Source organism: Mycobacterium sp. IS-1590, from assembly GCF_001500025.1.
Taxonomy (GTDB): domain Bacteria; phylum Actinomycetota; class Actinomycetes; order Mycobacteriales; family Mycobacteriaceae; genus Mycobacterium.
The window spans coordinates 41,383-68,337 of record NZ_LQIW01000034.1; the positions used below are offsets into that span (position 1 = coordinate 41,383).

General features: G+C 68.2%; 26 protein-coding genes and 1 tRNA gene. 13 read left to right on the plus strand and 14 right to left on the minus strand.

Annotation, left to right across the window (positions count from 1 at the left end):
• Both AU197_RS17805 and AU197_RS17810 read left to right on the plus strand, forming a co-directional pair.
• Positions 1 to 825 carry a serine hydrolase domain-containing protein gene (locus AU197_RS17805; RefSeq protein ID WP_064404019.1) on the plus strand — a complete coding sequence of 275 codons (825 nt, stop codon included), beginning with the start codon at positions 1 to 3 and terminating at the stop codon, positions 823 to 825.
• Positions 826 to 934: 109 nt separating this feature from the next.
• A complete protein-coding gene (locus AU197_RS17810; protein ID WP_064404474.1) occupies positions 935 to 1,447 on the plus strand; it encodes a DUF3145 domain-containing protein in 513 nt (170 codons plus the stop codon).
• Between the two features lie 98 nt (positions 1,448 to 1,545).
• On the opposite strand, the gene AU197_RS17815 is transcribed toward AU197_RS17810, so the two are convergent.
• A complete protein-coding gene (locus AU197_RS17815) occupies positions 1,546 to 2,463 on the minus strand; it encodes a diacylglycerol kinase (protein ID WP_064404020.1) in 918 nt (305 codons plus the stop codon).
• Positions 2,460 to 4,040 carry an FAD-binding oxidoreductase gene (locus AU197_RS17820; protein ID WP_197415595.1) on the minus strand — a complete coding sequence of 527 codons (1,581 nt, stop codon included), beginning with the start codon at positions 4,038 to 4,040 and terminating at the stop codon, positions 2,460 to 2,462. Before AU197_RS17820 ends, AU197_RS17815 begins: the two co-directional genes overlap by 4 nt.
• Before the next feature lie 59 nt (positions 4,041 to 4,099).
• Here AU197_RS17820 and AU197_RS17825 point away from each other — a divergent pair, with 59 nt between their 5' ends.
• Complete coding sequence (locus tag AU197_RS17825) at positions 4,100 to 4,678, plus strand: TetR/AcrR family transcriptional regulator (RefSeq protein WP_064404022.1); 579 nt, start codon at positions 4,100 to 4,102, stop codon at positions 4,676 to 4,678.
• Positions 4,675 to 6,219 carry a glycerol-3-phosphate dehydrogenase/oxidase gene (locus tag AU197_RS17830; protein ID WP_064404023.1) on the plus strand — a complete coding sequence of 515 codons (1,545 nt, stop codon included), beginning with the start codon at positions 4,675 to 4,677 and terminating at the stop codon, positions 6,217 to 6,219. The genes AU197_RS17825 and AU197_RS17830 overlap by 4 nt, the downstream gene beginning before the upstream one ends.
• A 116-nt stretch (positions 6,220 to 6,335) precedes the next feature.
• Here AU197_RS17830 and AU197_RS17835 read toward each other — a convergent pair whose 3' ends face one another.
• The 7 genes from AU197_RS17835 to aceE all read right to left on the minus strand — a co-directional run bounded on the left by AU197_RS17835 (position 6,336) and on the right by aceE (position 15,883).
• Positions 6,336 to 7,760 carry an acyl-CoA carboxylase subunit beta gene (locus AU197_RS17835; RefSeq protein WP_064404024.1) on the minus strand — a complete coding sequence of 475 codons (1,425 nt, stop codon included), beginning with the start codon at positions 7,758 to 7,760 and terminating at the stop codon, positions 6,336 to 6,338.
• A 35-nt stretch (positions 7,761 to 7,795) separates the two neighbouring features.
• Positions 7,796 to 9,058, minus strand: a complete 1,263-nt coding sequence (kasB, locus tag AU197_RS17840; RefSeq protein WP_064404025.1) for a 3-oxoacyl-ACP synthase KasB — start codon at positions 9,056 to 9,058, stop codon at positions 7,796 to 7,798.
• Positions 9,059 to 9,081: 23 nt separating this feature from the next.
• A complete protein-coding gene (kasA, locus tag AU197_RS17845; RefSeq protein ID WP_064404026.1) occupies positions 9,082 to 10,332 on the minus strand; it encodes a 3-oxoacyl-ACP synthase KasA in 1,251 nt (416 codons plus the stop codon).
• Positions 10,329 to 10,631 carry a meromycolate extension acyl carrier protein AcpM gene (gene acpM, locus AU197_RS17850; protein WP_064394089.1) on the minus strand — a complete coding sequence of 101 codons (303 nt, stop codon included), beginning with the start codon at positions 10,629 to 10,631 and terminating at the stop codon, positions 10,329 to 10,331. Before acpM ends, kasA begins: the two co-directional genes overlap by 4 nt.
• Before the next feature lie 77 nt (positions 10,632 to 10,708).
• Complete coding sequence (locus AU197_RS17855) at positions 10,709 to 11,620, minus strand: ACP S-malonyltransferase (RefSeq protein WP_156434479.1); 912 nt, start codon at positions 11,618 to 11,620, stop codon at positions 10,709 to 10,711.
• Between the two features lie 139 nt (positions 11,621 to 11,759).
• A complete protein-coding gene (locus AU197_RS17860) occupies positions 11,760 to 13,049 on the minus strand; it encodes a PucR family transcriptional regulator (protein WP_064404028.1) in 1,290 nt (429 codons plus the stop codon).
• Between the two features lie 44 nt (positions 13,050 to 13,093).
• Positions 13,094 to 15,883 carry a pyruvate dehydrogenase (acetyl-transferring), homodimeric type gene (gene aceE / locus AU197_RS17865; protein WP_064404476.1) on the minus strand — a complete coding sequence of 930 codons (2,790 nt, stop codon included), beginning with the start codon at positions 15,881 to 15,883 and terminating at the stop codon, positions 13,094 to 13,096.
• A gap of 250 nt (positions 15,884 to 16,133) precedes the next feature.
• On the opposite strand from aceE, the gene AU197_RS17870 reads away from it, so the two are divergent.
• The 6 genes from AU197_RS17870 to AU197_RS17895 all read left to right on the plus strand — a co-directional run bounded on the left by AU197_RS17870 (position 16,134) and on the right by AU197_RS17895 (position 20,525).
• Complete coding sequence (locus tag AU197_RS17870; RefSeq protein WP_064404478.1) at positions 16,134 to 16,634, plus strand: Rv2240c family protein; 501 nt, start codon at positions 16,134 to 16,136, stop codon at positions 16,632 to 16,634.
• 135 nt (positions 16,635 to 16,769) lie between these two features.
• Positions 16,770 to 17,198, plus strand: coding sequence for a DUF3052 domain-containing protein (locus AU197_RS17875; protein ID WP_064347257.1), 429 nt, complete (start codon positions 16,770 to 16,772; stop codon positions 17,196 to 17,198).
• A gap of 28 nt (positions 17,199 to 17,226) precedes the next feature.
• A complete protein-coding gene (locus AU197_RS17880; RefSeq protein ID WP_064404029.1) occupies positions 17,227 to 17,691 on the plus strand; it encodes a peroxiredoxin in 465 nt (154 codons plus the stop codon).
• A 45-nt stretch (positions 17,692 to 17,736) separates the two neighbouring features.
• Positions 17,737 to 17,808: transfer RNA gene (locus AU197_RS17885), tRNA-Val, on the plus strand.
• Between the two features lie 60 nt (positions 17,809 to 17,868).
• Positions 17,869 to 19,389: a sodium/proline symporter PutP gene (putP, locus tag AU197_RS17890; RefSeq protein WP_064404481.1), complete on the plus strand. Its 1,521-nt coding sequence runs from the start codon at positions 17,869 to 17,871 to the stop codon at positions 19,387 to 19,389.
• Between the two features lie 95 nt (positions 19,390 to 19,484).
• A complete protein-coding gene (locus AU197_RS17895) occupies positions 19,485 to 20,525 on the plus strand; it encodes a hypothetical protein (protein WP_064404030.1) in 1,041 nt (346 codons plus the stop codon).
• Between the two features lie 29 nt (positions 20,526 to 20,554).
• On the opposite strand, the gene AU197_RS17900 is transcribed toward AU197_RS17895, so the two are convergent.
• On the minus strand, positions 20,555 to 20,950 hold the full coding sequence (locus tag AU197_RS17900; RefSeq protein WP_064404031.1) for a VOC family protein: 396 nt from the start codon (positions 20,948 to 20,950) through the stop codon (positions 20,555 to 20,557).
• A gap of 25 nt (positions 20,951 to 20,975) precedes the next feature.
• Positions 20,976 to 21,803, minus strand: coding sequence for an oxygenase MpaB family protein (locus AU197_RS17905; RefSeq protein WP_064404032.1), 828 nt, complete (start codon positions 21,801 to 21,803; stop codon positions 20,976 to 20,978).
• A gap of 36 nt (positions 21,804 to 21,839) precedes the next feature.
• Between AU197_RS17905 and AU197_RS17910 the strand changes: the two genes are divergently transcribed.
• Entirely contained in the window at positions 21,840 to 22,814 is a 975-nt protein-coding gene (locus AU197_RS17910) for a cobalamin biosynthesis protein (protein WP_064404033.1), read from the plus strand.
• Here the strand turns inward: AU197_RS17910 and AU197_RS17915 are convergent.
• From AU197_RS17915 to AU197_RS17925, 3 genes are read right to left on the minus strand one after another with little or no spacing between them, the layout of a single operon-like run.
• Positions 22,768 to 23,595: an SURF1 family cytochrome oxidase biogenesis protein gene (locus AU197_RS17915; RefSeq protein WP_064404034.1), complete on the minus strand. Its 828-nt coding sequence runs from the start codon at positions 23,593 to 23,595 to the stop codon at positions 22,768 to 22,770. The genes AU197_RS17910 and AU197_RS17915 overlap by 47 nt on opposite strands.
• On the minus strand, positions 23,595 to 24,089 hold the full coding sequence (locus AU197_RS17920) for a low molecular weight protein-tyrosine-phosphatase (protein WP_064404035.1): 495 nt from the start codon (positions 24,087 to 24,089) through the stop codon (positions 23,595 to 23,597). The genes AU197_RS17915 and AU197_RS17920 overlap by 1 nt, the downstream gene beginning before the upstream one ends.
• On the minus strand, positions 24,082 to 24,753 hold the full coding sequence (locus AU197_RS17925) for an HAD-IA family hydrolase (RefSeq protein ID WP_064404484.1): 672 nt from the start codon (positions 24,751 to 24,753) through the stop codon (positions 24,082 to 24,084). The genes AU197_RS17920 and AU197_RS17925 overlap by 8 nt, the downstream gene beginning before the upstream one ends.
• Before the next feature lie 64 nt (positions 24,754 to 24,817).
• Here AU197_RS17925 and cobC point away from each other — a divergent pair, with 64 nt between their 5' ends.
• Positions 24,818 to 25,840, plus strand: a complete 1,023-nt coding sequence (gene cobC, locus AU197_RS17930) for an Rv2231c family histidinol phosphate aminotransferase CobC (RefSeq protein WP_064404036.1) — start codon at positions 24,818 to 24,820, stop codon at positions 25,838 to 25,840.
• Complete coding sequence (locus AU197_RS17935; RefSeq protein ID WP_064404037.1) at positions 25,837 to 26,955, plus strand: Nif3-like dinuclear metal center hexameric protein; 1,119 nt, start codon at positions 25,837 to 25,839, stop codon at positions 26,953 to 26,955. The genes cobC and AU197_RS17935 overlap by 4 nt, the downstream gene beginning before the upstream one ends.

Consider the following 26,955-nt stretch of genomic DNA (forward strand, 5'->3'; position numbering starts at 1 on the left):
ATGAGCGCGCTGGATCAGATGGGCGACTGGCCGGTGCCCAACGCCGCGGCCGCGGTCGTCGGGCCCTCCGGGGTCCTGGCCGACCACGGCGACCAGCGGCGACGATTCGAACTGGCGTCGGTGACCAAGCCGCTGGCCGCACGCGCGGTGCAGGTCGGTGTCGAGGAGGGCGCCGTCGAGCTCGACACCGAAGCGGGCCCGCCCGGGGCGACCGTGCGTCACCTGCTGGCGCATGCGTCGGGTTACTCGATGCGCTCGTCGGAGACGATGGCCGAGCCGGGGAAGCGGCGCGTCTACTCGAACTACGGGTTCGGGGTGCTGGCCGAGACGCTCGAAAAGGCGACGGGCATCGAGTTCGATCGCTATCTGACCGAGGCGGTGTTCGAACCGCTGGGCATGGCAGACAGCGTGCTCGACGGCGGTGCCGCGGCTGCGGGGTACGGCGCGACGTCGACGGTGGCCGACCTGGCGGCGTTCGCCGCCGACCTGCTGCGGCCGGCCACGGTGTCCGAGCAGCTGCATGGCGAGGCCATCTCGGTGCAGTTTCCCGGCCTGGACGGGGTGCTGCCGGGGTTCGGGGTGCAGCGACCCAACGACTGGGGGTTGGGTTTCGAGATCCGCGGCGGCAAGTCGCCGCACTGGACGGGTGAGACGAACTCCGAGCGCACGTTCGGGCATTTCGGCCAGTCAGGGACGTTTTTGTGGGTCGATCCGGACGCCGATCTGGCCCTCGTCGTGCTCACCGACCGTAATTTCGGCGAGTGGGCGTACAAGCCGTGGCGGGCGTTATCTGACGAAGTCCTGAGAGAATTCGGCGCAGACTAGCGCAACAGGCGCCTCACAAGGCACAATAGACACGCACGACACAGCTGTAATTTCGGTTCCAAGAGGCCGCTTGGGGAAGACGTCCCTCGTGGAGCCGAAGGAGTGGCAAATGCGTGCGTCGAACCAGTTCGCCGAAGCGACGACGGGCGTGGTCTACATCCACGCGTCACCCGCTGCGGTGTGCCCGCATGTCGAGTGGGCGTTGTCGTCGACCCTTCAGGCGAGGGCGAACCTCAAGTGGACCCCGCAGCCGGCCATGCCAGGACAGCTGCGCGCGGTCACCAATTGGGTCGGTCCGGTCGGGACGGGTGCGGCGTTGGCCAGTGCGCTGCGGTCGTGGTCGGTCCTGCGCTTCGAGGTGACCGAGGATCCCAGCCCCGGCGTCGACGGCCACCGCTGGTGCCACACGCCCCAACTCGGGTTGTGGAGCGGATCGATGAGCGCCAACGGCGATGTGATCGTCGGTGAGATGCGGTTGCGCGCGATGATGGCGGCCGGCGCGGACACGCTGGCCGCCGAACTGGACTCGGTGCTGGGCACGGCCTGGGACGAAGCGCTGGAGCCGTACCGCGATGGCGGAGCGGGCGCGGAGGTGAGCTGGCTGAGCCGCGGAGTCGGGTAGCCGACGACATTAAATCGGGAGTCGGGTAGCCGACGACATCAGGTCGGGAGTCGGGTAGCCGACGACATTAAATCGGGAGTCGGGTAGCCGAACTGGTTTCACGCTCGGCGCGGCGTCAGGATTCGCAGCGCGCCGGGGACCGCGGACACCTCGACCGGGAGCGGGCAGATGTACTCGCCGTCGGCGTAGGCGTTGATACCGGGAGAGTCGACGGTGATGGTCGTGGCTCGTGCGGTGCGGACCTCGTCGAGATCGACGTGGGTGCCCTTGAACACGGTGGGAAACAACCGGATCAGCCGGGTGCGCGACGCCGAGGCCACCATCGTCACGTCGAGCAGACCGTCGGTCGGGTCGGCGTCGGGGCAGATCCGCATGCCGCCGCCGTAGCTGCGGGTGTTACCGAACGCCGCCAGCGTCAACTCCGTCGTCACCTCGTCGCCGTCGAACGACAACCGGAACGGCAGCAGTCGCAACTTCGACAGCTCGGCGACCATCGCGAGGTTGTAGCGCATGCGGCCGTGGGGCCAGCGCATCCGGTTGGTCCGATCGGTCACCAGCGAGTCGAAACCCGCGGCCATCACGGTGCCGAACCATTTGTCGGTGCCGTCGGCGCCGCGGATCCGTCCGAGGTCGATGGTCTGGGCGATTCCGTCGCTCAGTCCGTCGACGACGATGTCGGCGGCGGCTTCGGGATCGCGGGTGGGGATCTTGAATTCGCGGGCGTGGTCGTTGCCGGTGCCGGCCGGGATGATGCCCAGGGGGATGTCGGTCTGCGCAAGTACCTGCAGCGCAAGGGAAATGATGCCGTCGCCGCCCGCGACGACGAGTGCGTCCATCCCGCGTTCGAGCGCGCCTTCGACGAGTTTGCGCGCGTGCTCGGCGTCGGTACCGGCGATCGCGACGACGTCCATTCCGCGCCGATGAAATTGTGCGACAGCGCGTTCGGCCGCATGTGGAGCGCTGCCGTGCCCCGAGGCGGGGTTCGTCAGCATCGTGACGCGGCCGTCGATCGTCATGGGATCAGCTTGCCCGGGTTGAGGATTCCCGCCGGGTCGAGCGTGTCCTTGACGGCGCGCAGGATCGCGACGCCGAGGTCGCCGATCTCGTCACGCATCCACGGCCGGTGGTCGGCGCCGACGGCGTGGTGATGGGTGATGGTGGCCCCGGTGCGCATCATCGCCTCCGACGCCGCGGCTTTGGCCTTGCGCCACTGCTCGATCGGGTTGCCCCGCTGGCCGGCGACGACCGTGAAGTACAGCGATGCGCCGGTGGGATACACATGCGAAATGTGGCACAGCACCAGCGATGGCGTGCCGGTTTCGGTCAGCGCGTTCGTCAGCGCCTCGGTGACGGCCGCTTTGAGCGCAGGTACATTCGACCAGTTCGTCGCCGTCTCCAGCGTTTCGCACAGCGCCCCCGCGGACAGCAGTGAGTCACGCAGATAGGGCGCCCCGAACCGGCCGTGCTCCCATGCGCGTGCGGGTTCTTCACCCAGGGAGGTGCCGCCTGCGGCCTCGAGCACCGCGCGCGTCTCGGAATGTCTGCTGGCGACGTGCGCTTCGGTGCCTTCGAACACCGTGATGGCCAGGCAACCTCCGGTGATCTGCTTTTCGCCGATGCTCTCGGTGGTCGCGAGGTTCACTCCGGTTTCGGCCTCGTCCGACAGCCGGATCACCGTCGGGCCGGTGCCGGTCTGCACGACGGCGCGCAGGGCGTCGGCGCCTGCGGCGAAGTCGGGGAACGACCACGCCTCATAGCGGGTGGCCGTCGGGACGGGATGCACTCGCACCCGCACGCGCGTGATGACGCCGAGCACGCCCTCCGATCCGATCAGCAGCTGGCGCAGATCCGGTCCCGCCGCCGACTCCGGCGCGCGGCCGAGGTCCAGCACGCCGACCGGCGTGACGGCCCGCAGGCCGCGCACCATGTCGTTGAACCGGCCGTAGCCCGCCGACCCCTGCCCCGAGGACCGCGTCGCGGCGAAGCCGCCGATCGTGGCGAACTGGAAGCTCTGCGGGAAGTGGCCAAGCGAGAAACCGCGCTCACCCAGCAGGCGTTCGGCGTCGGGTCCGGTCACTCCCGCGCCGAGTTCGGCTTCGCCGGAGACCTCGTCGAGGAAGTGCAGTTGGTCGAAGCGGCGCAGGTCCAGCGAGATCACCGCGCGGAAGTCGCCGCGGATAGGGTCCAGGCCGCCGACGACGCTGGTGCCGCCGCCGAACGGGACGACCGCGATGCGGCGCTCACCGCACAGCTGCATGATCGCGGTGATCTCCTCTTCGGTGCCGGGCAGTACCACCGCATCCGGTGCGTCCTGCTCATCGGGATCGCGGCGGCGCAGCAGGTCGAGCGTCGACTTGCCGCCGGCCCGCAGCAGGCGCCCCTGATCGTCGACGCGGCAGAAATCGCGGCCGACGATGCCGATCAGGGCGGCGCGATCGTCGTCGGTCAGCGCCGACGGCCGCAGTCGCACCTGTTGGGATTCGAGCTCTTCGCTGCTGGATGCGGCCACGCCGAGGGCCTGTTCGAGCAGTGTCCGGATGCCGTCGGAGAGCGGTTTGGCCTCGGCGGGGTCACCCCAGGCGTTCCACTTCATCGGGGGCAGGAGAGCGGTCGAGTGAGCATCCGGACGCGTCATGCGTTACAGTATTACACATGTCGTCAATCCGTAACGATGAGTCGACAGTCGAGGCCCGCATCATCGACGCCGCGGCGGCCTGCGTGCTCGCGGTCGGGGTCAAGCGGGTCACGCTGACCGACATCGCCCGGCGCGCGCGCATGAGCCGGCCCACCATCTATCGCAGGTGGTCCGACACGAACGGGGTGCTCGCGGCGCTGATGACCGAGCGCATCGCGGGTGTGCTGGACAAAGTGCCCGACACCGGTTCCGACCGCAAAGCGCTGGTGCAGCGGGTCCTGGAGGTGGCCCGGCACCTGCGGAACGACGAGATCATCATGTCGGTGCTGCAGGACGCACCCGAATTCGCGATGGTCTACATCGCCAACCGGCTCGGCACCAGCCAGATGATCCTCATCGACGCGTTGACCCACGCGATCAAGGTCGCCCAGGACGACGGAAGCGTACGCGCCGGTGATCCGCGTCAGCTGGCCGCGATGTGCCTGCTCATCACGCAGTCGGCGATCCAGTCCGCGCAGATGGTCGAGAAGCTCTTGGACACCGATGCGCTCGACACCGAGTTGGCGCACGCCCTCGACGGGTACCTGGCACCGTGACCGGCCCGACGGCTCTGAACTCCGCGCGCCGCAGCGCCGAACTGGCGGCCCTGGCCGACGGCGAGCGCCTCGACGTCGTCGTCATCGGCGGCGGCATCACCGGAACGGGCATCGCGCTGGACGCGGCCACCCGCGGTCTGCGCGTCGCACTCGTGGAGAAGCACGATCTCGCGTTCGGCACCAGTCGGTGGAGTTCCAAGCTGGTTCACGGCGGGCTGCGGTACCTCGCGACGGGCAACATCGGAATCGCCCGGCGCAGCGCTGTCGAACGCGGAATCCTGATGACCCGCAACGCCCCTCACCTGGTCACGGCGATGCCGCAGCTGGTGCCGCTGCTTCCGTCGATGAGCTCGGCGTCGCGGGCGTTGGTGCGTTTCGGCTTCGCCGCCGGTGACGGGCTGCGCAAGTTGGCGGGCACGCCGGCATCGGTGCTGCCCCGATCGCGGCGGGTCGACGCGCGCCGGGCCGTCGAACTGGCGCCCACCGTGCGGCGCGACGGTCTCGACGGGGCATTTCTGGCGTACGACGGGCAGTTGATCGACGATGCCCGCCTGGTCACCGCGGTGGCGCGGACGGCGGCCCAACACGGTGCCCGGGTGCTGACGCAGGTGGCGGCGTCGCACGCCACCGGCACCTCGGTGCGGTTGACCGACCAGCTCACCGGCGAGTCGTTCGACGTCGCCCCGCGCGCGGTGATCAACGCCTCCGGGGTCTGGGCGGGTGAGGTGGATTCCTCGATCAAGCTGCGGCCCAGCCGCGGAACGCATCTGGTGTTCGACGCGGCGGCCTTCGGCAATCCGACTGCGGCTCTGACCATCCCGATACCCGGCGAGATCAACCGCTTCGTGTTCGCGATGCCCGAGCAGTTGGGCCGGGTGTATCTCGGGCTGACCGACGAGGACGCTCCAGGCCCGGTGCCCGACGTGCCCGAACCCGCGCCCGAGGAGGTCTCGTTCCTGCTCGACACGGTGAACACCGCCCTGGATGTCGCGTTGAGCCCGTCGGATGTGATCGGTGCCTACGCGGGTCTGCGCCCGTTGATCGACACCGGTGCGGGCCGCACCGCCGACGTCTCGCGCGAGCACGCGGTGGTCGAGTCGCCCTCGGGCGTCATCAGTGTCATCGGCGGCAAGCTGACCGAATACCGCTTCATGGCCGAAGATGTGCTCGACCGGGCGATCCAGTTGCGTGGGCTGAGCGCGACCGACTGCTGCACCCGCAACCTGCCGCTTGTCGGTGCGCCGTCGAATCCGGTTGCCACACTGCGTCATCCGACGGAGATGCCGGGTTCACTGGTGGCCCGTTTCGGCACCGAGGCGCCGAACGTCATCGCGACCGCCGCGTGCGAGCGGCCCACCGACCCGGTCGCCGAGGGGATCGACGTCATCCGGGCCGAATTCGAGTACGCGGTGACCCATGAGGGCGCGCTGACGGCCGACGACATCGTCGACCGCCGCACCCGCATAGGGCTGGTCGAGGCCGACCGCGAGCGGGTGGTGGCGGTGGCCGACGAGTTCGTGGCGTCAGCGCGCGAACGGTAGCGCCCGCACCGCTTTCACCGAGACCGACGAAATGGTCAATTCCACGCGCGCGTGACCGCCAAAGCGTCCGTCTCGGCGCCGAGGGGTCGGAGCGGCGCCGAGGGGTATCGCTGGGGTTACAGCGGGATGTTCTTGTGCCGGCCGCGACGCGCCGGTGCCTCCGCCAGCGCCTGCGTCAACTTGCTGCGGGTGTGCGCCGGGTCGATCTTCTCGTCGACGACCCCGATGTCGATCGCGGAATCGACTCCGCCCGCGATCTTCTCGTGCTCCACTGCCAATTCCTCGTGCAGGGCCTCACGCTCGGCGGGATCCTCCACCGCAGCCAACTTCTTCTTGTGCAGGATGCCGACCGCGGCCTTGGCGCCCATGACCGCGACCTCGGCGTCCGGCCACGCGTAGACCTTCGTCGCACCCAGCGAGCGCGAGTTCATCGCGATGTAGGCGCCGCCGTAGATCTTTCGCGTCACCAGCGTGACCCGCGGCACCGAGCACTCGCCGAACGCGTGCAGCAGCTTGGCCCCGCGGCGCACGACGCCGCCCCACTCCTGATCCACGCCGGGCAGGTAGCCGGGCACGTCGACGACGTTGATGATCGGAATTCCGAACGCGTCACACAGGCGCACGAATCGCGCTGCCTTCTCCGCGCTTTCGGAGTTCAGGCAGCCGCCGAGGCGCAGGGGGTTGTTGGCGATCACGCCGACCGAGCGGCCCGACAACCGGCCCAGGCCGATGACGATCGACGGCGCCCACTTGCCCTGGAATTCTTCGAAGGGCACACCCTCGTCCAGCAACGCCTCCACGAGCGGGTGCACGTCGTATGCGCGTCGCGCCGACTCCGGCAGCAGCGCGTGCAGGTCGGTGTCGCCCGCTTCGGCCTTCGCGCGATCGAAATGGCCCTGCTGGCAGAACAATCCGACCAGCCGGCGGCCGCGCTCGTAGGCATCGAGTTCGTCGTCGGCGACGATGTGGCACACGCCGGACTTCTTGTGGTGGGTGTCCGGGCCGCCGAGGCTCGCCATGTCGACGTCCTCGCCGGTGACGCTGCGCACCACGTCGGGTCCGGTGACGAACACCCGGCTCTCCGGCGCCATCACGATCACGTCGGTCAGGGCGGGGCCGTAGGCCGCACCGCCCGCGGCGAAGCCGACGACAACCGAGATCTGCGGGACGTAACCGGACGCCCGGATCATCGCCTCGAAGACCAGCCCGACCGCGTGCAACGCCTTGACGCCCTCGGCGAGGCGGGCACCACCGGAGTGCCAGATGCCCACGATCGGGCTCTGCTCCTCGATGGCCTGGTCGTAGGCGTCGACGATATGGGCACAACCCTCAACGCCCATGGCCCCACCCATGACGGTGCCGTCGGTGCAGAACGCGATGGTGCGCACTCCGTTGACGGTTCCGGCGGCGGCGAGCACACCCGAACGGTCGCGCTCGTGCAGCAGTTCGACACTGCCGTCGTCGAAGAAGGTGCTCAGACGCAGCAGCGGGTCGCGAGGGTCGAGCGATTCGCCGACTGTCTCGGGCGCCATGGTCGTCATTCAATACCTCCTATTGCGCTGGATTCCGGGGAGTGTCAGTACTTCCCGAAAGCGAGCGCGACGTTGTGCCCACCGAATCCGAACGAGTTGTTGATCGCGTACTGGTAATTGCCCGACCGCGGTTCACCGGCGACCACGTCCAGATCAATCTCCGGATCGAGGTTTCGCAGGTTCAACGTCGGCGGAATGATGCCCTCGCGCAACGCCATAACGGTCAAGATGGACTCCACGGCACCGACCGCGCCGACCGAGTGGCCGAGCGCCGCCTTGGGTGCGTACACCGCAGGCTTGTGGCCGCCCATCGCGTTGTTGATCGCCTTGCCCTCGGCCACGTCTCCGACGCTGGTGCCGGTGGCATGCGCGTTGACGTGATCGATGTCTGTGGGCTGCAGCCCGGCGAGTTGGATGGCGCGCGTCATCGCGTGACCGGCCTGCTCGCCGTTCGGGTCCGGCGCCACGATGTGGTAGCCGTCCGAGGTGATGCTGGCCCCCATGATGCGGGCCAGGATGTTGGCGCCGCGGGCCTTGGCGTGCTCTTCGGTCTCGATGACCATCAGCGCACCCCCCTCGCCGAACACGAACCCGTTACGGTCCTTGTCGAACGGGCGGCATGCGCCGGCAGGGTCATCGTTGGTGGTGGACAAGACGATTCGCATCTGGGCGAAGCCGGCGATCGGCACCGCCTCGATCTTGGTCTCCACCCCGCCGCAGATCGCGACGTCGGCCTCGCCGAGCACGATGTTGCGCCAGGCGTGTGCGATGCCCTCCGAGCCCGATGCGCAGGCCGACACCGGAGTGACCACCCCGGCGCGGGCCTTGCGCTCCAATCCCACTGCGGCGGCAGCGGCATTGGGCATGTACATCTGCACGGCCAGCGGTGAAACCGCCTTCAGACCCTTGGCGCGCATGTTGTCGTAGCTGAACACCAACTCCTCGGTGGAGCCCATGCCGGTGCCGATCGACACCATCAGCCGTTTGGGGTCCACCTCGGGTGTGCCCGCGTTCTCCCAGACCCGCCGGCTCAGAACCGTCGACATCTTCTGCAGGTACGACAGCCGACGCAGTTCCACCCGGTTCAACTCGTGGTCGAAATCCTCGAGGAGATGACCGCCGATGCGAACCGGCAGGTCATACTCCTCGACGAAGGGATCCTCGAGCCTGCGGATTCCACTCTGGCCGTCCAGCAGTTTCTTCCAGGTGTCGTCCGCGCTGGTGGCCAGGGCAGTCGTCATGGCGATACCCGTGACGACGACGTTGGGGAAACCGTCCCCCGTGGATAGTGCGGCTGACCCTGCCATTCCTGCCCGAATATTCCTTCTACTCAGTAGCGACCGAAGGCCAAGGCGACATTGTGTCCGCCGAAGCCGAACGAGTTGTTGATGGCGTACTGGTAGTCGCCATAACGAGGCTCGCCTGCAACCACATCGAGATCGATCTCAGGATCGGGCGTCTCATAGTTCAGTGTCGGCGGGATGACGCCGTCACGCAGCGAGAGCACGGTCAGAGCCGATTCCAGCGCGCCGACCGCTCCGATGGAGTGGCCGAGCGCCGACTTCGGCGCGTAGACCGCCGCATGCTCCACCCCGGCCGACCGGATCGCGTTCGCCTCGGCGACGTCACCGATGGATGTGGCGGTGGCGTGGGCGTTGACGTGCTGGATGTCCTTGGGCTCGAGGCCCGCGGTCTCCATCGCACGCTTCATCGCCTGGCCGGCACGAAGACCATCGGACGCAGGCGCCACCATGTGGAAGGCGTCCGAGGTGATGCCGGCACCCATGAGGCGGGCCAGCGGCTTGGCGCCGCGGGCCTTGGCGTGCTCCTCGGTCTCGATGACCATGAGCGCGCCGGCCTCACCGAAGACGAACCCGTCGCGGTTCTTGTCGAACGGCCGCGAGGCGCCCTCGGGATCCTCGTTGTTGGTCGACATCGCGCGCATCATCGAGAACGCCGCGATCGGCAGCGCTTCGATTCCGCCTTCGACGCCGCCGACGACCGCGATGTCGGCGTCACCCATGACGATCTGACGCCAGCCGTGGGCGATGGCCTCCGAACCCGATGAGCAGGCCGAGACCGGGGTGATGACCCCGGCCCTCGCGCCCAGCTGCAGACCGATCACCGCGGCCGCACCGTTCGGCATGATCATCTGCACCGCGAGCGGCGACACCTTGCGGGGGCCGCCCTCGTTCATCGCGTCATAGGTCTCGACGATCTTCTCGCCGCCACCCAGACCGGTGCCGACGACCACGGTGAAGCGATCCGGATCGACCTCGGGCGTGCCCGCGGTCTCCCAGAGCTGGCCAGACAGGTACTTGGCCATGCGCTGGACATACGACATCCGTCGCATGTCCAGTCGCGTCATGTGGTCGTCGATCGCGTCGACGAGGTGTCCACCGATGCGGACCGGAAGGTCCCACTTGGTGACGAACTCGTCCTCGAGGACGCGGATGCCGCTTTCGCCGGCGAGCAGCCCCTTCCACGTGCTCTCGATGTCCGCCGCGACCGACGTGGTCGCCGTGACGGCGGTCACGACGACGTTGGGGAAACCGCCGTTAGCAGTGGAAGGTCTACTCATGCCCGATCGGCTTCGATCTGCGCGCGGATGGCCGCGGCCGCTTCGGGGTTCTCTTCCTCGAGCTTCTGGATGTAGGTGACGACGTCACCGACGGTGCGAAGACCGGCGAGGTCCTCGTCGGGGATCTTCACGCCGTACTTGTCCTCGGTCTGCACGGCGATCTCGACCATCGACAGCGAGTCGATGTCCAGGTCGTCGACGAAGCTCTTCTCCGGGGTGACCTCGGAAGGCTCGATGCCGGTGACCTCTTCGATGATCTCGGCGAGACCGGTGATGATTTCATCCTGACTGGCGGGCACGGTGGCTCCTTCTATTCGGTGGTGTTACTTGATGGGAAATGACGATCGTTATGTGGTTGTGTCTGGCGCGCGCCTGCCTATGGGAGTTCGGCGAGCCCGTCCAGGTCAGCGGGGGACTTGACGGCGTGCGTCGGCACCCCCCGAAGTTCTCTTTTCGCGATACCCGCGAGCGTCCCGGCGGGCGGGAACTCGACGATCGCGGTCACATCCGACCGGCGCATCGTCTCGGTGCACAGGTCCCAGCGGACCGGGCGCGTCATCTGCGCCACCAGCTTGCTCATGGCATCGGCAGCCGAATCCACCGGCTGGCCGTCCGCGTTCGACAGTAGCGTCGTGTCCGGTTCGGCGCTCGTTACACCGTCGGCGGCGGCGGCGTACCCGTCGAGGGCCGAGGCCATGTAGTGGGTGTGGAAGGCGCCGGCGGTGGCCAGTTTGCGCACCCGCGCCTTCTCCGGCGGGTCCTCGACCAGCTTGTCCAGTGCGGCGATCGCGCCGGCGGCGACGATCTGTCCCGCCGCGTTGCGGTTGGCCGGAATCAGGTCGAGCGCCTCGAGGCGGGCCAGCACGTCGGCTTCCTCGCCGCCGAGCACGGCGGCCATTCCCGTGGGCTCGACCGCGCATGCCTTGGCCATCTCGGCGCCGCGGGTGGCCGCCAGCTTGATCGCATCGTCGGCGGAGATGACCCCGGCGATGGCGTAGGCCGCGATCTCACCCACGGAGTGGCCAGCCACCACGGTCTTCTTGTCGGCGATCAATCCGCGCCGGGTCAGTTCCTCATGAGCCAGCAGCGTGGCCGCCACGACGAGCGGCTGGGTCACCGCGGTGTCGGTGATCTCCTCTGCCGACGCGGTGGTGCCCAGCTGAGCCAAGTCCAGCCCGCTGATCTCGGACCATCCGGCGAGCCGCTCGGCGGCGCCGGGCAGCTCCAGCCATGCGGCGAGCATGCCGGGCGTCTGGGAGCCCTGTCCGGGCGCCAGGAGTGCGAGCACAGTTTTATGAGGCACGAATTAAGAAAACACTGTGAAGACGGGTTTGCGCGGTGTAAGAGATTATGAACCTCGTCTTATGTTTTTGTAGAGACCCCACAAAATCGCCTGTGATGCGACGCTACCGAAATCTGCCCGCGATCTATGTGCCGTCCGGCCGCGGGGCAACAGCTGCTGGTCGCAGCGCCGGACGCGCCACGTTGATCATGTTTGCTGTGCTCGTCTGGTATGGCTGACGGCCCAGCCGGCCCACGGTGACGGCCACCCGCAGCACGTACGCGTCGCGTGGAAGCGTGGGATCGCGCCCGGTGAAGTCGGCGATTCGTCTCAGGCGGTACCGGACGGTATTTGGATGAACGAACAATCTGCGGGCGCAGGCCTCGATGGCCCCACCGGAGTCCAGGTAGGCATCGAGGGTCTCCGTCAGCGCCGGCCCCGCGTCGGCCAGCGGCCTCATCACCTCGGTCTCCAACGCCGCGATCGCCGATACGTCGCCCAGCAGGGCGCGCTCCGGGAGCAGTTCGCGCGCCGCCACCGGTCGCGGCGCACCCGACCAGCCGGCAACCGCGTTCATGCCCGCGATGGCCTCGGTCGCGCTGCGGTGAGCGCTCGCCAGCGTGGTGGCCGTGGGTCCGACGACGACGGGGCCCTCGGCGAACACCGACATCAAGTCGGCGAGGAACCTGTCGGTCGGGGAGAGCGCACCCGACACGATCGCAACGAGCCACGTGCCGTGCACGTCGGTCAGCGCGGCCCGGCCGTTGCGCCGCACCACGTCGTGGACGTCGTCACTGGCCAGATCGATCCGGTCGGGCTGCGGCAGCCCGACGATGACGGTGGCGGGGGCGGTGGCGTCCCAGTTCAGGGCGGCGGCCTGGGACTGCAGCTCCGGGCCGACGTCACCGCGCACCACCGCGTCGACGACATTGGCCTCCATCCGGGTGTCCCACGCGCCGCGCGCCTCGGCCTGGTCGGCGTAGGCGCTGGCCGCGGCGAACGCGAGGTCGCGGCTGTAGCGCAGGATGCCCGCGGTCAACGCCGCGAGCTGCTCCTCGGAGCGGGCCAGTAGCGGCACCACTTCTTCGAAGAACTCCATGGTGACACGCACCATCTCCACCGACTGGCGCAGCGCGATGCGCCGCCGCAGATCTTGTGGCACCACCTCGAAGGCCTGCGCGGTGTAGCTGACGTTGCTCTGCGGGTCGCGCATCCACTCGACGAAGTTGACCACCGCGGTCTGCACGACGAGCTGGACGCTGGAACGCTGCGATGCCTCGAGTTCGGCGAAGAACGGCAGGCGTTCCTCCAATGCGCGTACCGCTTCGGTGGCCACCCGGCCCGAATACTGCTGCAACCGGCGCAGCACCGAGTCGGGAACGGCTTCGAGAACCTCGACCGTCGACTTCGGTGGCACGAACCGGTTGTCAGGCACCTCTAAAGGCTACGCCACCCTTATGGAGGAAACCTCCAAGTGGGCTACGCCACTCCGGGGTCCGAGGTCTGCTCCGGCGCCGCCAGCACATCGTCGATCTCGTAGCGCTTCGCCGCCTCGACCGCGACGGACTGGTCGATGTTGCCGTCGCGGGCCAGACCCTCCAGCACGGCGACCGCGATCGACTCGGCGTCGGTGTTGTAGTAGCGCCGCGCGGCGGGACGCGTGTCGGAGAACCCGAACCCGTCGGTGCCCAACGTGATGTACGTACCGGGGACCCATGCCCGGATCTGCTCGGGAACCGCGCGCATCCAGTCCGACACCGCGATGACCGGGCCTGCGGCATCGGCCAGCGCCTTGGTGACGTACGGGGTGCCGGCCGGCTGGTCCGGATGGCGCAGTCGCTGCTTCTCGATCTCGACGCCATCGCGGTTGAGCTCACCCCAGCTGGTCACCGACCACACATCGGCCGCGACATCCCATTCCTCGGCGAGCATCTCGGCGGCCTTGAGAGCCGACGGCATGGCCACACCCGACACCAGGATCTGCGCCGCGTTGGACCGCTTCTGGGGTGCGGGCCGGTAGCGGTAGACGCCGCGCAACAGGCCCTCGACGTCGACGCCCTCCGGCTCGGGCGGCTGGACGTAAGGCTCGTTGTAGATCGTCATGTAGAAGTAGACGTTCTCGGGATTCTCGCCGTACATCCGGCTCAGGCCGCTCTCGACGATGTAGGCGATTTCGTAAGCGAACGCCGGGTCGTAGGCGACGACCGCGGGGTTGGACGCGGCCAACAACAGCGAATGCCCGTCGGCGTGCTGTAGGCCCTCGCCCACCAGCGTGGTGCGCCCCGCCGTGGCGCCGAGGAGGAAGCCGCGCGTCATCTGGTCGGCGGCGGCCCACAGGTTGTCGCCGGTGCGCTGGAACCCGAACATCGAATAGAAGATGTAGACGGGGATCATCGGCACGTTGTGCGTCGAATAGGACGTGCCCGCGGCGATGAAACTGGCCGAGGACCCGGCCTCGTTGATGCCCTCGTGCAGGATCTGGCCGACCTCGGATTCCTTGTAGGCCAACATCAGTTCGGCGTCGACCGAGGTGTACAGCTGGCCGTTGCGGTTGTAGATCTTGAGGTTGGGGAACCACGAGTCCATGCCGAAGGTGCGTGCCTCGTCGGGGATGATCGGCACGATGCGCCAACCAATCTCCTTGTCGCGCAACAGTTCCTTGAATGTCCGGACCGTGGCCATAGTCGTGGCCACCTCCTGCTTGCCGGAACCCTTCTTGAGCGCCTTGTAGGTGTCGCGGCCGGGCAAGGTGAGCGCCTTGGTCTTGGTGCGACGTTCGGGCAGGAACCCGCCGAGCGCGCGCCTGCGATCGATCATGTAGCGGATCTCGGGCGCTTCCGGGCCGGGGTGGTAGTACGGCGGAAGGTAGGGGTTCTCTTCGAGTTGCTCGTCGCTGATCGGGATGCGCTGGGCATCGCGGAAGTACTTGAGGTCTTCCAGCGCAAGCTTTTTCATCTGATGGGTGGCGTTGCGGCCCTGAAAGTGCGCGCCCAACGAGTAACCCTTGATGGTCTTGGCCAGGATGACCGTCGGCTGGCCCTTGTGCTCCATGGCGGCACGGTAGGCGGCGTAGACCTTGCGATAGTCGTGGCCGCCGCGTTTGAGATTCCAGATCTCGGAGTCCGACATCTTCTCGACGAGCGCCTTGGTGCGGGGATCGCGGCCGAAGAAGTGGTCGCGCACGTAGGCGCCGTCGTTGGCCTTGTACGTCTGGTAGTCCCCGTCGGGCGTGCTGTTCATCAGGTTGACCAGCGCGCCGTCGCGGTCGGCGTGCAACAGCGCATCCCATTCGCGGCCCCACACCACCTTGATGACGTTCCAGCCCGCTCCGCGGAAGAACGACTCGAGTTCCTGGATGATCTTGCCGTTGCCGCGCACCGGCCCGTCGAGGCGCTGCAAGTTGCAGTTGACCACGAAAGTCAGGTTGTCCAGGCCTTCGAGTGCGGCGACGTGCGCCAGGCCGCGGCTTTCGGGTTCGTCCATCTCGCCGTCGCCGAGGAACGCCCACACGTGTTGATCGGAGGTGTCCTTGATCTCGCGGTCGTGCAGGTAGTGGTTGAACCGGGCCTGGTAGATGGCGTTCATCGGGCCGAGGCCCATGGAGACCGTCGGGAACTCCCAGAAGTCGGGCATCAGCCGCGGATGCGGGTAGGACGGCAGCCCGCCACCGGGGTGGCTGTGCTCCTGACGGAAGCCGTCGAGTTGGTCGGCCGACAGGCGACCTTCCAGGTACGCGCGGGCGTAGATACCCGGCGACGCGTGCCCCTGGATGAACACATGGTCGCCGCCGCCCGGATGCGACTTGCCGCGGAAGAAGTGGTTGAAACCGACCTCGTAGAGTGCGGCTGACGACGCGTACGTCGAAATATGGCCGCCCACACCGACTCCCGGGCGTTGCGCGCGATGCACCATGATCGCGGCGTTCCACCGGATCCAGGTCCGGTAGCGGCGCTCGACGTCCTCGTCGCCGGGGAACCACGGCTCCAGCTCGGTGGGGATCGTGTTGACGTAATCGGTCGACGTCAACGACGGGATGGCCACGCGCTGTTCGCCGGCGCGTTCGAGGAGACGCAGCATCAGGTACCGCGCCCGCGCCGGGCCGGCCTGCTCGAGCAGCTGATCGAACGATTCCAGCCATTCGCCGGTCTCTTCGGGATCGATGTCGGGCAGATACGACGCGACGCCTTCCCGAATCACCCTGACCCGGTCGTGTTCGGCTGCGGTGGTGGAGTTTTGGGCCAGGTCCTGGCGCGCGAACTCGGTGGTCAACTTCCGCTCCTTGGTCGGCGGTTCGGATGCCCACGCCCGTCGCGCAGATGTTTTCTGCGCTCGAACCGTGAGCGACGGGTTCCATCCTTCTCCCATCCTGCCCCACACGCACCGGTGGGGTCGCCGACTGGAATGAACCGGCGATCGCGGGACCGAACCGGTAACGTCTGCAGCCGTGGTGATCGGTGCGCTGGTGCAGAAACCGCTGCGGATCGGCGCACTCGTGGTCGGCCTCGCGGCCGCCGCCGCCATGGTCATCGTCGGTTGCAGCAGCGTCACCGAGGGTTCGGCACAGGTGGACGCGGCCGAGGCGCCGGTGTACCGGGCGTCGGTGTCGGTCTCCCTGGCGGAGTCGGCGGCCAGTTCCAGCGCCAGGGAGTCAGAACGTCAGGCCTCGATCACCAAGGAGGCGATCCACTCGTCGTGCGAGACGCTGAGCTCCACCAGCGTCGACGCGATCACTGCGGTCAACGCCTACGTCGATGCGTTCAACCGGAGCGCGGGCGACGTGACCGCCAAGGCAGCCCCCGCCATCGACGCCCTGAACCACAGCGCCGACATGGTCGCGCGCAGCATCGCCGATCCGCTGGGTCCCGAGCTCACAGGTGCGCTCAACGGCTGGGTCGACGCGGCCAGAGGCGTGGCCACCGCGATCGCAGGCAACTACGGGCCCGACGAGTTCAACGCCGCGATCACCCGGCTCAACGACACCAAGACCACCGCGCTCAACCTCTGCGACGCCGCGTATTGATCGAGCGGATATCTGGCCAACCTTGCTGCCAGTCACGTGCGGGCGCACTGCTTCGTGCGACGATAGGACTCAAGACAATCGCCTAGGAGATGCCGAGCGCCACGTGCGCCCGAGCCGGCTGAAGGAGGACCGACCGTGGTCGCGGCGGATGACGCCCCGAACTACGCCCACAGACTGGGCATCCAAAAAGATCAGGTTGTACAGGAACTGGGCTGGGACGAGGACGTCGACGACGACATCCGAGCCGACATCGAGGAAGCGTGCGGCGGCGAGCTGCTCGACGAGGATGCCGACGAGGTGATCGACGTCGTACTGCTCTGGTGGCGCGACGACGACGGTGACCTCGTGGATGCGCTGATGGACGCCATCACCCCGTTGGCCGACGACGGGGTCATCTGGGTGGTGACCCCGAAGACGGGTAAACCGGGTCACGTCCAGCCGGCCGAGGTCGCCGAGTCGGCGCCCACCGCCGGCCTGATGCAGACGTCATCGGCCAACCTCGGTGACTGGATCGCCACCCGGCTGGTGCAGCCGAAGTCGAAGGCCGCGGGGCGGCGCGGATGAGCGCTTGCGCGAAGACCAGAGGGCCCCGATGATCGCCGTCGGCGCGGAGGCGCCCGATTTCACGCTCAAGGACCAGAACGGTCAGCCCGTCACGCTGAGCGATTTCCGAGGCAGCAAGAACGTGTTGCTGGTGTTCTTCCCGCTGGCGTTCACGGGTATCTGCCAAGGTGAGCTCGACGAGGTCCGCGACCGGCTGCCCGAATACGAGAACGACGACACCGCGACGCTGGCGATCTCGGTGGGCCCGCCGCCGACCCACAAGATCTGGGCCACGCAGAGCGGCTTCACGTTCCCCGTGCTGTCCGATTTCTGGCCGCACGGCGAGGTCGCGATGGCCTACGGGGTGTTCAACCAGGACGCGGGCATAGCCAACCGCGGCACGTTCGTCGTCGACCGCGAAGGGATCGTCCGGTTCGCCGAGATGAAAGAGCCGGGGGAGGCCCGCGATCAGGCTCTGTGGACCGACGCGCTGGCGGCGTTGCGCTCCGGTTGAGCTGATTTCTCGTCGCAGGTCATGGCCGTGTAGCTTGCCCTGCAGGGGCGCGTAGCTCAGTGGTAGAGCTCTGGTTTTACACACCAGCGGTCGGCGGTTCGATACCGTCCGCGCCCACCGAATTTCTCATACGATCGGCGGGCAAGTTCGTGTCCCTCCGACGGAACGAGAAGACCCATATCTGACACCGCGTTTCAGATGGTGGCGATCGGCCTGTACTTCGTCGTGATGCTCGCGATCGGGTTCTACGCCTTTCGCCGGACCAGTGACTTGGACGACTACATGCTCGGCGGCCGCAGGCTCACCCCGACCGTCGCCGCGCTGTCCGCGGGCGCATCCGACATGTCCGGATGGCTGCTGCTGGGCGTGCCCGGCGCGATCTATGCGTCCGGCCTGGTCGAGTCGTGGATCGTGATCGGGCTGGTGATCGGCGCCTGGCTCAACTGGAAGTTTGTCGCCCCGCGACTGCGGGCCTACACCGAGATCGCCAACAACTCGATCACGGTGCCGAGCTTCTTCGAGAACCGGCTGCGCGACAAGTCGCATGTCCTGCGGATCTCGGCGGGCACGATCATCCTGGTGTTCTTCACGTTCTACGTGTCGTCCGGCATGGTCGCGGGCGGGGTGTTCTTCGAGTCGTCGTTCGGCTCGTCGTATCTGACGGGCATGCTCCTGGTCGCTGGAGTCACCTTGTGCTACACGCTGTTCGGTGGTTTTCTGGGCGCTTCGCTCACCGACGTCGCGCAGGGGCTGCTGATGCTGGCGGCGCTCGTCACGATCCCCGTGGCCGCGATCATCGCCACCGGCGGGCCGGGCGAGATGGTCGATCTGGTTCGGGCGGCCGACGCCGCCCACAACGCCGCCGATCCCGGCGACGAAATCCACCGCACGTCACTGTTCTTCGGCGGAAGCCTCGTTGCCATCGTGTCGGCGGCGGCCTGGGGCCTGGGTTACTTCGGGCAACCGCACATCATCGTTCGCTTCATGGCGATGCGCTCCTCGGCCGACGCCAAGGCAGGACGTCGCATCGGCATCAGCTGGATGGTCCTCACCTCCGCTGGCGCGATCACCACCGGGTTGGCCGGCCTGGCGTACTTCTTCCGCGAAGGTGTGACGCTGGACAATCCCGAGACCGTGTTCCTGCGCCTTGCGCAGGTGATGTTTCACCCGTTTGTCGCCGGTGTGGTGCTCGCCGCGGTGCTGGCGGCCATCATGTCGACGATCTCCTCTCAGCTCATCGTGTGCTCGTCGGCGCTGGTCGAAGACATCTACCGGGCATTCGGCAAAGAGGCCAGTCAGAAGCGGCTGGTCACCTTCGGTCGGCTCGGGGTGCTGACGGTCGCGGTGGTGGCGGTTTTGTTGGCGCTCAACCCCGATGACACGATTCTCGATCTCGTCGGCTTCGCGTGGGCCGGCTTTGGCGCCGCGTTCGGACCGCTGATCATCCTGTCGCTGTTCTGGCGCAGGCTCACGTCGGCCGGCGCGATCGCCGGCATGATCGCCGGTGCCGTGGTGGTCGGCGTCTGGGGTCAGACCGAGGCGCTGTCGAGCGCGATGTACGAGATCGTTCCCGGCTTCGTCGCATGCCTGGTCGTCGCCGTCGCCGTATCGCTGATGACCGCCCGCGAGGACGACGAGATCCAATCCGAATTCTCCGAGATGGCCGAGAAGGCGCGCGAAACCGCGGCGTCAGCCTGACGTCTGAATCGGTTGCCGTTGAAGGAAGTTGAAGCCCGATCGCAGCCGCGCCCGCCCAGGCGTTTGGTTGCCCTGAGCGCGGGTACGCGATTGCGATGCCGGAGAACCCGTCGTCAATCTTGCTGATCGCAGATCCCGGCGCTCCCGCGGCAATCGCCGAGCGTCTGTCGAATTCATTGCGCGATGCGCTGGCGGCCGAGTCTGCGGAAGACGGCCCGCGTGATGTGTCGGTTCGATATCACGCGTATCCGGTCGACGAGTATGCCGAAGTCTCCGAGGTGATCCGCACCATTGAACCCGGTGACAAGCCGGAGGACATCGTCATCTACCTGACCGATCTGCCCCGACGCCAGGGGACGACGCCGGTGACAGCCGAGATCAGCCTGCCTGACCGGTTGGGAGTGATTTCGATTCCCGCGGTGGGCGGCTTGTCGATCGATCGCCGGATCAAGAAATTGGCGCAGGCGGTCGTTGCCGAGATCGCGGGCCGCTCGGACGAGCAGATGCCTTCGGTGAAGCGGCTGAAGCGAACTCAGGTCGACGGTGTGGTCCGTTACGTCGCCCCGCCGGCACTGTCACGTCTGCGGCTCCTGATGGGCATGGTCTACGCCAACCGCCCGTGGCGGTTGGTCTCTGGTCTGTCCAAGGTGATGATGGCGGCGTTCGCCGCCGGCGCCGTAAGCCTTGCCTACCCGACGATCTGGCAGTTGTCGGACACCATGGTCCCCGGGCGGCTCACCGCGGCGACCGTGTTGGCGACCGCCGCTTTGATTGCGTGGCTCATCCTCGATCACGAGTTATGGGAACGCCCGCATTCGGCCGGTGAACGCAAACGAGCCGTGTTGTACAACGCGACGACCGTCGTCACACTGACGATCGGCGTCGCCATCTTCCACGTCGGGCTGTATGTCCTGATACTGGTGACGGCGTGGTGGACGCTGCCGCCGGAGTTGGTCGCTCGAAACATCGGTCATTCCGTCGGATTCTCAACCGTGTTGGTGGTGACTTGGTTGGTGGCGGCGATCGCCACGCTCGGCGGCGCCCTGGGATCGGGCATGGAGGATGGCGAGGCCGTGAAGGCGGCGGCATACGGGGCGCGGCAACGCCAACGATTCGACCAGGAAAGAGCACGCTGACGCACTCCAACGGGGTACCGGGCTGACCGCTATCGGGGCGGTGCGAAGAACTCCAGTGCGATGCCGTCGGGGTCGCGGAAGCTGAGCCCCGAGCCGTACGGCGCATCCACGATGTCCCCGTGTTCGACGCCGAGCTTGTCGAGGCGCTCCGCCCACCCCTCGAGTTCGTTGCGGCTCGCGCACCCGAAGCCGACATGGTCGAGCCCCGAGTGGAATTCGGTGAATTGCTCGTCGGGCACCGACCGGTCGTGCTCGTGGATGCCGAACAGGGTGCCGTTGTCGAATTGCCAGACGATGTGCCGGAATCCGGTGTCGGTGTGTTCGTCGAGGACCGGTTCGGCCCCGATCAGCTCCCGATACCAGGGCGCGCTGACCGCGAGGTCACGAACGGTCAGCGCGACGTGGTTCAGTGACGGAAAGGGCATGGTGCCTCCTGATTGTCGGATCGGTTCACACGACTCGCTTGCCGCGCCGGGCCCGGGCCCGCATGTCCCACAGATACAGCCGGTAGCCGAGGATCCAGACGTCGCGCGGGATGACGCGGTCGGCGACCCGCAGCACGGTCAGCAGCGCCTCGAACCTGCGCTGCTGGCGCCCCGACCACGGCAGCCGCATGTGCTCACGGAACTCGTGCGGCAGGAAACCCGTCGTGGCGAAGAGGTTGAACCGGCTGGCGAGCAGCCGCAGCGGAGCGGGCAGGAACGCCATCGCGGCCACCCCGTGCAGGTGTTCACGCACGGGTTCGTCGATGCGCAGTTCGTCCAGTGAGCGTTTCCAGTACTCGTCGAAGGCGGCGCGATCGGGCGGCCACATGTCCTCGCGCACCTGCAGCGTGGTGCCGAGCTTCTTGGCGTCCAGATAGATCGCATCGGCCGCCTCGTCGTCGAGCGGTCCGTACAGGAACTCGTGCTGGTCGATGTAGTAGCGGTACAGGCAGGCGGCCACCCACAGCTGCAACCGGGGGTCGAACGCCTTGTAGGACACCGGGCTTGACGGGGTCGACCGCACCAGCGCGTGCACGCGGTCGACCTCCTCGCGGATCAGCCTGCGGTCGCTTTCGGTGCCCATCGTCGCCACCGCGAGATAGGTGCCGGTGGTGCGCGCCCGTTTGAACGGACGCTTGTAGACGTTGCCGCTGTCGACCGGGCTCTCCAGCACGCCGTAGCCGACGCCGGGGGAGGCCAGCTGCATGATCACGTTGGCCGCCGGTGCCAGCGCTGCGGCCGGATTGAGCAAATCGACGACGCGTCTCGGCCGACGCGGTGGCCCGAACCTCATGCATCCGAGTAGATCACCTTGTGAGACGCTCGCGGAGTGTTTGCACCGACCTCACGCGCGCGTGTGGTGGGGATCGCAGCCGGTTGTGTCGCGGATTCGTTGTTCGCCGACCCTCGGCGCGGACACCCCGTCGCGCTCTTCGGCAGTGCGGCAGCCGCATTGGAGGTCCGCAGTTACGCCGACACCCGTGCGGCCGGCGTCATGCACACCGCGACCCTGCTCGGCGCGCTGGCACTGCTCGGTACCGCGGCGGACAGGATGTCGTTGCGTCGGGGGGCCGCCGCGACCGCGGTCACCATGGCGGCGGCGATGTTCGTCGCGCTGGGCGGGACCTCCCTTGCCCGCACCGGAGACCGGATGGCGCACCATCTGGACCGCGGCGACGTCGACGCCGCGCGAGCTTTATTGCCCGCGCTGTGTGGCCGCGATCCCGCGGTGCTCGACGAGGGCGGACTCACCCGGGCGGCGCTGGAGTCGATCGCGGAGAACACCTCCGATGCCCATGTGGCGCCGCTGCTGTGGGCCGCCGTCGGGGGCGTGCCTGCGGTGCTGGTGTACCGCGGTGCGAACACATTGGACGCGATGATCGGCCACCGCTCGCCGCGCTATCTGCGCTTCGGTTGGGCCGCAGCGCGTTTCGACGATCTGCTGAATCGTCTCGCCGCCCGTGCGACGGCGGTGCTGGTGGCCGCATGCGCGCCCGTGGTGGGCGGCTCTCCCGTCGCGGCGCTGCGTGCGTGGAGGCGCGACGCCGCCCGCCATCCGAGTCCGAATGCGGGCGTGGTGGAGGCCGCCTTTGCGGGCGCGCTGGGGGTGCGACTCGGCGGGCCCACTCAGTACGCGCACGAACTGGAGATCCGGCCGACGCTCGGCGACGGCCAGCCGCCACGGGTGGCCGACCTGCGCAGGGCTGTGCGGCTGTCGCGGGCGGTGCAGCTGGGCGCCGCCGGGGTGGCGGTCGCGCTCAGCGCCGTCGGCCGTACCGGTCGGCGAGCTTCTCCTGGGTCGTGAGCGGAGCCTCGGGCCGCGCCTGCGCGGCCTCCCGAGCCGCCTTCTCGCGTCTGCGCTCGCGCAGCTCGGCATAGATGAAGTAGCCCAGCCCGATCGGCGCGATGATGCCGAAAGCTATCCACTGGATGCCGTAGGACAGGAACGGTCCGGCGTCCAGATGTGGTAGCGGGATCGCGCCCAGTCCACCCGGTTGGTCGGCCTCCAGCTGCAGATAGGAACCGGCCAGCGGGACGCCCGTGATCTCCGAGATCTGCTCGTTGTTGATCGAGTACACGTGTTGGATGCCGTCCTGCCGGAACGGCTCCTTGCCCTGCACCAGTCCCTCGGAGTCGCGCAACCGCGCGGCGATCGTCACCGTGCCGTCCGGCACCGGTGGGATCTCCGGCACCCCCGAAGCCTGCACCGGTCGGACGTAACCGCGATCGACGAGCACCGTCGGCCCACCGTCCACGGCAAACGGAACCAGCACCTCGAATGCGGGTTCGCCCTCGACCATCCGCAGCCGCGCGAGTACCTGGGCCTCCGGCAGATAGCGGCCGGTCGCGGTGACCCGCCGCCACTGGTCGTTCGGGGCTGCCGAATCCTGGTTCGGCAGAAGCGAGGTCACCGGGACGGGCTCGGCGGTCAAGGAGTGCGCGATCTGTGCGTTCTCCCGTGAGGTCTTGGTGTTCTTGCCCAGCTGCCACGGCGCCAGCACGGTGAAACACAGATACGCGAAAGCGGCCACCACGACGAACAGCGCCAGCCATGACGGCCGCAGCAGGAAGGACCACCGGCGCATCAGCTGGCGATCCCCCGGCCGGCGAGCTGCTCGTCGACCCATTCATGCAGGCCCGGCAGCGACGCCTCGATGACCGTGTAAACGTCCTCGAAGTCGGCGTGATCGCCGTAGTAGGGATCTTCCACGTCCAGCGGATGGGCGCCCGAACGCGGGTCGAACGACCGCAGCATCCGGATCCGCTCGGCGGGTACGCCCAGATCCTTGAGCATCCGAACGTGGTTGCGGCCGAGCGCGATCACGAGGTCGGCCGACATGTGGTCCTCGTCGACCTGGGCGGCGCGGTGCGCGGTCGGATACCCGTGCTCGCGCAGCACGTGGCTGGCCCGGCGATCGGCGGGCTCGCCGGCGTGCCAACCGCCGGTGCCGGCGCTGGTCACCCGGACCGCGTGGCCCAGCCCGCGTTCGGAGATCTGATGGGCGAACATCTTCTCCGCCATGGGCGACCGGCAGATGTTGCCCGAGCAGATGAAGGTGACGTGCAGAGGTTCAGACACCCAGCACCTCGCGCAGGTCCGCGACCGAGGCGACGTGCACGGCGGCCGTCGCGGCGTCGGGCCCGTCGAAATCGTCCTTCCCGTAGCCCCATCCGACGACCACGGTCTGGATGCCGTGCGCGGCGGCGCCTTCCACGTCGTGTGACCGGTCACCGACCATAAGCGTGCGCTCGGGGATGTCGCCCAGCTGGGCCAGGGCGTGAGCGACGACGTCGACCTTGCGTGCGCGCGAACCGTCCACGCTGGCGCCCGCGATGACCTCGAAGCAGTCGGCCAGACCGAAGTGGGCGAGGATGCGCTGCGCGGTCGGCTCGGCCTTCGAGGTGGCCACGGCCAGGCGCACGCCGGCCGCGCGCAGATCGGCGAGCAGCGCCGGGATGCCCTCGAAGACCCGGTTCATCGCCCACCCCCGGGTCCGGTAATCGGCGCGGTACGCCTCGATCGCGTCGTCGGTGCGGTCGCCGAGCCCGAGGCCCTGCAGGGTGTGATGCATCGGCGGGCCGATGATCATGCCGGCCAGGTCTCCGTCGGGCACCACGGCGCCGACCGACCCCAGGGCATGGCGGAAACTCGAGACGATGCCCTGCGCCGAGTCGGTCAGGGTGCCGTCGAGGTCGAAGATCACCAATTGGGGGCGGGTCGCCGTAGTCGTGGGGGCCAGCATGTCGGTCACGGCCCCATTCTCCCCGATCGCAGAACCACCGCGGCCAGCGCACTAGGGTCGTGATGTGGTGAGTCCGTCGCGTGCAGCCGCGCGGTATCACGGCGATCAGGCCGTGGTGCCCGGGATGCTGGACTTCGCTGTCAACGTCCGCGCCGATGAGCCACCGTCCTGGCTGGTCGACCGCCTCGCGGCCCGGTTGACCGACCTCGCCCGGTACCCGAGCGCGACCGACGAGCTGCGGGCGCGCGACGCGGTCGCCCGCAGGCACGACCGCGCCGTCGACGAGGTCGTGCTGCTGGCGGGGGCGGCCGAGGGGTTCGCGCGACTGGCCGACCTGCAGCCGCGGCGCGCCGCCCTGATCGCGCCGTCGTTCACCGAACCGGAGGCGGCGCTGGCTGCCGCTGGAACGCCCTTCGCACACGTCGTGCTGGAGGCGCCGTACACGCTGACCCCGGACGCGGTGCCCGAGGACGCCGACCTCGTCGTCGTCGGCAATCCGACCAACCCCACCGGCGTGCTGCACACCCGCGAGCAGGTGCTCGCCCTGCGCAGGCCCGGCCGCATTCTGGTGGTGGACGAGGCGTTCGCCGACGCGATTCCCGGCGAGCCCGAGTCGCTGGCCGGCGAGGCACTCCCCGACGTCGTTGTGCTGCGCAGCCTGACCAAGACGTGGGCGCTGGCCGGGCTGCGCGTCGGCTATGCCCTCGGCGCTCCCGACGTGCTGGCACGGTTGACGGCACGCCGTGCGCACTGGCCCCTCGGCACCCTGCAACTCGAGGCCGTCGCCGCATGTAGCGCGCCCGAGGCGGTGGCCGAGGCCGACCGAGCCGCCCGACGGCTGGCAGAGGTGCGCGCAGAGATGGTGGCCGGATTGACTAGCATCGGCGTGCATGTCGTCACCGGTTCGGCCCCCTTCGTCCTGTTCTGCGTCCCGGATGCCGAGCTGATGCGAAAACAGTTGGACCGCAGAGGCATTGCCGTACGTCGTTGCGACACGTTCGTCGGGCTCGACGGTCAGTTCCTGCGCGCCGCGGTCCGTCCGGAGTGGCCCACGCTGGTCGAGGCGATGGGCGAGGTGTTGCGGTGAGCGTCCGGCTGTCCGACATCATCGACGTGCTGGAGGCGGCGTACCCGCCGGAGCTGGCGCAGGACTGGGATTCGGTCGGCCTGGTCTGCGGTGACCCGTCGGAGACCGTTGAGACGGTCACGGTGGCCGTCGACGCCACCGCCGACGTCGTCGCCGAGGTACCCGACCGCGGTCTGCTGCTGGCTCACCATCCGCTGCTGCTGCGCGGAGTCGATACCGTGGCGGCCAACACCGCCAAGGGTGACCTGATCCATCGACTGATCCGCAGCGGCCGGGCGCTGTTCACCGCGCACACCAATGCAGACTCGGCCTCGCCGGGCGTCTCCGACGCGCTGGCTGAAGCGCTCGGGCTGAGCGTCCAGGAGGTGCTCGCGCCGGCAAGCGCGGAATCCGACCTGGACAAGTGGGTTGTCTTCGTGCCGGCCGAGAACTCGGAGGCGTTGCGGGAAGCCATGTTCGCCGCGGGCGCCGGACGCATCGGGGACTACTCGCACTGCTGCTGGACCACGACCGGCACCGGGCAGTTCCTGCCGCACGACGGCGCGTCACCGGCGATCGGCAGTGTCGGATCCGTCGAGCGCGTCGCCGAGGACCGGGTGGAGGTGATTGCCCCAGCGCGGTTGCGCGGGCACGTCCTGGCGGCGCTGCGCGGCGCGCATCCCTACGAGGAACCCGCGTTCGACGTCTTCGCGCTGGCACCGATTCCCGGCAATGCCGGGCTGGGACGCATCGGCGTGCTGGACCGTCCTGAACCGTTGTCGGCGTTCGTGTCTCGCGTGCGCGAAGGGCTGCCCGCCACGTCGTGGGGGGTGCGTGCCTCCGGTGACCCGGACGCGGAGGTGTCGCGGGTCGCCGTGTGCGGGGGTGCAGGTGACTCGTTGCTGGGCCTGGTCGCCCGCTCGGGCGTCGACGCGTACGTGACGTCGGACCTGCGGCACCACCCCGCCGATGAACACCGACGCGCTTCGCAGGTCGCGCTCGTGGATGTCGCGCACTGGGCCAGTGAACACCCGTGGTGCCACCAAGCCGCCGACCTGCTGGGCGCCCATTTCGGTGAAGCGCTTCCGGTGCGGGTGTCCGATGTGCGCACCGACCCATGGAATGTCGAGAGATGA

What these genes read in the sequence shown, in the direction of transcription:
- AU197_RS17805 (WP_064404019.1), top strand. Translation starts at nt 1, where the DNA reads ATGAGCGCGCTGGATCAGATGGGCGACTGGCCGGTGCCCAACGCCGCG.
- AU197_RS17810 (WP_064404474.1), top strand. Translation starts at nt 935, where the DNA reads ATGCGTGCGTCGAACCAGTTCGCCGAAGCGACGACGGGCGTGGTCTAC.
- AU197_RS17815 (WP_064404020.1), bottom strand. Translation starts at nt 2,463, where the DNA reads ATGACGATCGACGGCCGCGTCACGATGCTGACGAACCCCGCCTCGGGG.
- AU197_RS17820 (WP_197415595.1), bottom strand. Translation starts at nt 4,040, where the DNA reads ATGAAGTGGAACGCCTGGGGTGACCCCGCCGAGGCCAAACCGCTCTCC.
- AU197_RS17825 (WP_064404022.1), top strand. Translation starts at nt 4,100, where the DNA reads ATGTCGTCAATCCGTAACGATGAGTCGACAGTCGAGGCCCGCATCATC.
- AU197_RS17835 (WP_064404024.1), bottom strand. Translation starts at nt 7,760, where the DNA reads ATGACGACCATGGCGCCCGAGACAGTCGGCGAATCGCTCGACCCTCGC.
- kasB (WP_064404025.1), bottom strand. Translation starts at nt 9,058, where the DNA reads ATGGCAGGGTCAGCCGCACTATCCACGGGGGACGGTTTCCCCAACGTC.
- kasA (WP_064404026.1), bottom strand. Translation starts at nt 10,332, where the DNA reads ATGAGTAGACCTTCCACTGCTAACGGCGGTTTCCCCAACGTCGTCGTG.
- AU197_RS17870 (WP_064404478.1), top strand. Translation starts at nt 16,134, where the DNA reads ATGGTCATCGTCGGTTGCAGCAGCGTCACCGAGGGTTCGGCACAGGTG.
- AU197_RS17880 (WP_064404029.1), top strand. Translation starts at nt 17,227, where the DNA reads ATGATCGCCGTCGGCGCGGAGGCGCCCGATTTCACGCTCAAGGACCAG.
- AU197_RS17895 (WP_064404030.1), top strand. Translation starts at nt 19,485, where the DNA reads ATGCCGGAGAACCCGTCGTCAATCTTGCTGATCGCAGATCCCGGCGCT.
- AU197_RS17900 (WP_064404031.1), bottom strand. Translation starts at nt 20,950, where the DNA reads ATGCCCTTTCCGTCACTGAACCACGTCGCGCTGACCGTTCGTGACCTC.
- AU197_RS17905 (WP_064404032.1), bottom strand. Translation starts at nt 21,803, where the DNA reads ATGAGGTTCGGGCCACCGCGTCGGCCGAGACGCGTCGTCGATTTGCTC.
- AU197_RS17915 (WP_064404034.1), bottom strand. Translation starts at nt 23,595, where the DNA reads ATGCGCCGGTGGTCCTTCCTGCTGCGGCCGTCATGGCTGGCGCTGTTC.
- AU197_RS17925 (WP_064404484.1), bottom strand. Translation starts at nt 24,753, where the DNA reads ATGCTGGCCCCCACGACTACGGCGACCCGCCCCCAATTGGTGATCTTC.